The organism is Dietzia maris (assembly GCF_014144855.1).
Lineage (GTDB): Bacteria > Actinomycetota > Actinomycetes > Mycobacteriales > Mycobacteriaceae > Dietzia > Dietzia kunjamensis.
In genome coordinates, this window is record NZ_JAALDN010000168.1 from 1 (window position 1) to 4,950 (window position 4,950).

General features: G+C 72.0%; 4 protein-coding genes. 2 read left to right on the top strand and 2 right to left on the bottom strand.

Features of this window, described 5'->3' with window-relative positions:
• Window positions 1-860, bottom strand: an 860-nt coding sequence (gene moaC / locus G6024_RS06200) for a cyclic pyranopterin monophosphate synthase MoaC (protein WP_159148292.1), incomplete at its 3' end; no start/stop codon positions are given.
• An 85-nt stretch (window positions 861-945) separates the two neighbouring features.
• Between moaC and G6024_RS06205 the strand changes: the two genes are divergently transcribed.
• A complete protein-coding gene (locus tag G6024_RS06205) occupies window positions 946-2,031 on the top strand; it encodes an NADH:flavin oxidoreductase/NADH oxidase (RefSeq protein ID WP_069388761.1) in 1,086 nt (361 codons plus the stop codon).
• A gap of 7 nt (window positions 2,032-2,038) precedes the next feature.
• Here G6024_RS06205 and G6024_RS06210 read toward each other — a convergent pair whose 3' ends face one another.
• On the bottom strand, window positions 2,039-4,357 hold the full coding sequence (locus tag G6024_RS06210; protein WP_159148293.1) for a fatty acid desaturase: 2,319 nt from the start codon (window positions 4,355-4,357) through the stop codon (window positions 2,039-2,041).
• Between the two features lie 102 nt (window positions 4,358-4,459).
• Between G6024_RS06210 and G6024_RS06215 the strand changes: the two genes are divergently transcribed.
• Window positions 4,460-4,950 (top strand): AraC family transcriptional regulator ligand-binding domain-containing protein (locus G6024_RS06215; RefSeq protein ID WP_182640324.1); only part of this gene is annotated, 491 nt, incomplete at its 3' end.

Sequence of the window (4,950 nt, forward strand, 5' to 3'; positions counted from 1 at the left end):
GCGACCCCCGGCAGCTCCAGCTCCAGGTGCGGCGCGGTGGCCTCCGGCGTGCGGTCGTCCGGGGCGACCCCCGTGCCGCCGGTGGTGAACAGGACCGCGGGGGAGCGGCGGACGTGCTCGGTGACGGCCGTGGCGATGTCGGCGTCGGCCACCACGTGCACCTCGACCGGCGAGAAACCGCGCTCGAGGAGCCAACCCTCGATGGCGGGGCCGGTGGTGTCCTCGCGGTGGCCGTGCGCGGCGGCGGTGGAGGAGACGACGACGACACCACTTCGGCCGGAATCGAGCGCGGCGGGCCCGGTGTTCGCGCGCGTCACCTCGTCGTCGTCGTTCCCGGTCGCCTCCTCGGATTCTCGCGTCCAGTCACCGCGTTTGCCGCCCGTCTTGGCGGCGAGGCGGACCCCGTCCATGGTGGCGAGCGGGTCGACGGCCTTGACCATGTCGTGCAGCGTCAGCCCGGCCACGGAGACGGCGGTCAGGGCTTCCATCTCGACACCCGTCCTGCCCGTCGTCTTGGCGGTGGCCTTCACGTGGATCTCGCCGGCCTCGTCGTCGAGGTCGAAGTGCACCTTGACCGAGTTCAGCGGGATCTGGTGGCACAGCGGGATGAGCTCGGAGGTCTTCTTGGCCGCGCCGATCCCGGCCAGGCGGGCGGTGGCCAGGACGTCGGCTTTGCCCAGCGAGTCTCCTGCGACCATGGTCACGACGTCGGGGCGCGTGCGGAAGACCCCCTCGGCCGTGGCGGTCCGGGTGGTGACGGCCTTGTCGCCGACGTCGACCATGCGCACGCGGCCCTCGGCGTCGAGGTGGGTGAGCTGCGGCTCGGGTGATGAGCCCTGTCCGGTCGGCGCGTCAGTCATGCCGTTCACGGTAGTCGGCCGGGTGCGGCGGGCTCCGGGGGTGCGGCGAGGCGGGGCGTCACGGGATGCGGGTTTAATCGCCGACATGGCGATGCTCTTCGAACCGATCCGTATCCGCGACCTCGAGATCCGGAACCGGGTGTGGCTCTCGCCGATGTGCCAGTACTCGTGCGAGGACCGTGACGGGGTGCCCACGCCGTGGCATCTCGTGCACCTGGGCGCGCGGGCGCAGGGCGGGTTCGGCCTGATCCTCGCGGAGGCCTCGGCGGTGGTGCCGGAGGGGCGGATCAGTCCCGAGGACGCCGGGCTGTGGAACGACACGCAGCGCGATGCGTGGGCGCCCATCGTGGACTTCGTGCACTCCCAGGGGGCGGCGATCGGCATCCAACTGGCGCACGCCGGGCGGAAGGCGTCGGCGTACCGGGCGTGGCCCGGATACCCGGTCGGCTCACTTCCGCCCGAGGAGGGTGCGTGGACGACGGTCGCGCCCTCGGCGATCGGGTTCGGTGACATGACCACACCGGAGGCGCTGGACGTCGACGGGATCCGCGCGGTGGTGACCGCGTTCGCTGACGCCGCCCGCCGCGCCGACCACGCCGGGTTCGACGTCGTGGAGATCCACGCCGCCCACGGGTACCTCATCCACGAGTTTCTCTCGCCGCTGTCCAACGAGCGGGACGACTCCTACGGCGGTTCGCGCGACAACCGGGCCCGGCTGCTGCTGGAGATCTGCGACGCGGTGCGGCAGGTGTGGCCGGAAGGTAAGCCACTGTTCGTCCGGATCTCGGCCACGGATTGGGTGCCCGGCGGCTGGACCCCGGAGGATTCGCGCTGGTTGGCGGGCCGGCTCGCCGAGCACGGGGTCGACCTGGTGGACGTCTCCTCGGCCGCCAACACCCCCGACCGGCCGCCGGTCGAACTGGAGCAGGGCTACCAGGTGCCGCTGACCGAGGAGGTGCGCGCGTCGGGTGCAGTCCTGGCGGGCGCCGTGGGGCTCATCAGTGACCCGGAGTACGCCGAACAGCTGCTGGTCGACGAGCGCGCTGACGTGGTGTTCCTCGGGCGCGCCGCACTGCGCGAGCCCGCCTGGCCACAGCGCGCGGCTGCCGAACTCGGCCTGGACTGGCGGCGGGCCCCGTACCCGCCGCAGTACACGCGCGGGAAGTGGTGACGGCCGACTAGAGATCCAGCTCGACGTCCGAGCAGGCCAGCGCGGTGCAGACGGTGACGCGCTCCTGCGCGACGGCGCCGGGTGCACGGTCGGCGGCCTCCGCGCGGATCGTGCCGCTGAGCTTGGGCGTCACACACGCTTTGCACAGCCCGCGCTGGCAGCCGGTGGGCACGGCGATCCCGGCGCGGCCGGCCGCCTCGAGCAGGGTGGTGGCACCGTCGATCTCCACCGCCGTGCCGGTGCGGCGGAAACGGACGGTGTAGCGACTGCCGTCGTCGTCGGGCCGGTCCAGTTCGGGCGCGGTGAACGATTCGGCGTGGAACCGCCCGGCCGGCTGGCCCAGGTCACGCAGCCACCCGCGCGTCAGGTCGATGAGCGCGGCCGGGGCACACACGTAGGTCTCGCGATCGGCGGCGTCGGGGACCACGCGCTGCAGGAGCTCTGGGCCGAGTCGGCAGGTGGAGAGGTCCTCGCGCGCGGACGGTGCATCGGTGAACAGGTGCAGGGTGATGCCGGAGTCGCGGGCGAGCTCGCGGAGTTCGGACTCGAAGATGATCGAGCGGTCGTCGCGGTTGACGTACAGCAGCGTCGCGTCGGGGCGGGTACCGGTGGCTCCGTCGGGCTGGCCGCGGCGCGCGTCGCGGGCGATGCGGCGCAACAGACTGATGATCGGGGTGATCCCCACCCCGCCGGCGATGTGCAGGGATTTCGCACCCGGCGAGGGCGTCGGGAAGTCGCCCGAGGACTGCGGCACGCCGACCAGTGTCACGTGGTCGCCCGCGCGCAACGAGTCGTTGAGCCGGGTGGACACCCGCCCGCCCTCGACGCGCTTGACGCAGATCTCCATGGCGCCCCCGGCATCCGCCTCCGCGTCCGAACTGTCGCGGACCAGGCTGTACTGGCGGACCGACTCCTCGCCGCCCTGACCATCGCCGCCGTGATCGCCTCCGCCGGCGACCCGGAGCGACACGTACGCCCCGGCATCCCACCCGATGTCCTCCCAGCCGCGCGGGCGGGCCAACCGCACCGACACGGCCTGGCCGTCGGCGACGGGCGTCGCGGACAGGACCCTGACCGGCACGTTGTGGAAGCGCGGCTTGTCCAGGTACGGCGACTCGGGCAGGGGCCTGTAGGACAGCCCGGCGCGCACGCGGCGTACGAGTGAGGCGGGGTCGCGCAACAGTGTCGAGGGGCGGCCGAACTCGCGCTCGCCGAACGGGACCGACAGCCCGGTGAGCGTCTTGGCGATCAGCGGCACCGTCTCGAGTAGCGGCGTCTCGTGGTACGGCAGTCCGTACTTCGCGGCGATCGCCCGGACCTCCGGGGCGATCCTGCGCTGCATCGACGGTGGCAGATCGGGAAACAGGTGGTGCTCGACGTGGGTGTCGAGGCCGCCGTAGAAGATCCGCAGGTCGGGGCGATCGGCGAACGGCACCTCCTCCTCCAGGACCCGCGCGAGGGCGTCGTCCATCTGCGTGCTGGGCAGGAAGTTGCGGGTCGCCCGGATCTGCCGCTCGTAGTACTGGTCGGCGGTCTCGTCGGGGCCGGGGTCGGTGAACAGCTCCAGCTCGCCGGCGTGGTGCTCGATGAACACCAGGAACAGCACCGCCATGTAACCGGTGACGCCGCCGAGGTAGTTGGCCAGCAGGGTGGGCAGCGGCTTCCACCCCGAGCGGAACGGCTCGTCGACGAAGCGACGTTGGAGGTCGCGTCCGGCGATCCGGGCGGGCGAGCGCAGGGTGTAGGCGCTGAAGAACGGGTCGCCGGAAACCTTGCGGGCGATGTTGGCCAGGAAGAACGGAGCCGCTGCCGGGGCCGCGGCCGCCAGCGCCGAGATGAGCGCCACCTGACCGAGGTGGTGGCCGTACCAGTCCTGTCCGGCGCTGCCGCGGAAGATGCTGTAGCCGAGGTCGTGGTCCTTGCCGACGATGTTCGTATTGGGGTGGTGGCCCACGTGATGCATCGTCTTCCAGTGGTCGACGTCCACGTTGAAGTCCCACTCGTAACGGTCGGAGTGATAGTCGCCGTTGCCGGGCAGGTGGTCGTAGCTGCCGTGGACGATGTTGTGCCCGAGCTCGGAGAACTGCATGAGCCGGTACATCATCTCCAGCGCCGTGGCCCGCCGGATCGCCCGCGGCCCGCCCTCGCGCAGCAACTCGCGGCGACGGGCGTCGATCGCCCGGCCGTAGGCGGTGACGTTGCGGATGTGCGCCAGGTCGTCCTCGCCGACGGCGGCCTTGGCCCGCGCGTACAGCGCCCGGATCTCGTCGGCGAGGCCGGTGGGGCCGGCTGACTGGGCGGTTCCTGCGCGTGCGGCGAGAGTCATGACTGTGACGCTAACCACCCGACGCGGGCGCGGGAAGGTCGCAAACGGGCGCAGAGTTGGCATTTTCGGACATCCGCCGCCCGGTGTTGCTACGGTCGGCCGATGGACTCCTCGCCGGTATGGGCGGTGCCGCGGGGCACCGAGGGCGTCCGCATCATGGTGGAGGGCGGGCTGGCCCACGGGATGACGACGACGGAGTGCCTGGCTGGCACGGGTCTCGATCCCGGCGACCTCCACGACGAGACCGCGCAGATCTGGGCGCACCAGGAGTTCACGGTGATTCGCACCCTGCTCGCGCGCCTCGGAGACCGGCCCGGGCTGGGGGCGGGCGTCGGTGCCCACTCCACCATCGGACGGACCGGCGTCATCGGCTTCATGATGCTCGCGGGCCCCACCGTGCAGGCGGCGATCGATCGCGCGATCCCCTATCTCGCCTTGTCCCCGACCCACGTGCAGTTCTCTCTCGAGGTGGACGGCCCGGACGGCGGGGCGGTCCTGGTCGCCGCCGACGACCAGATCCCCGCCGACGTGCGCACCTTCGTCGTGGAGCGGGACCTGGCAGGGTTGGCCGCGGCGTTCCGCGGTGCCCGGAT

What these genes read in the sequence shown, in the direction of transcription:
- G6024_RS06205 (WP_069388761.1), top strand. Translation starts at nt 946, where the DNA reads ATGGCGATGCTCTTCGAACCGATCCGTATCCGCGACCTCGAGATCCGG.
- G6024_RS06210 (WP_159148293.1), bottom strand. Translation starts at nt 4,357, where the DNA reads ATGACTCTCGCCGCACGCGCAGGAACCGCCCAGTCAGCCGGCCCCACC.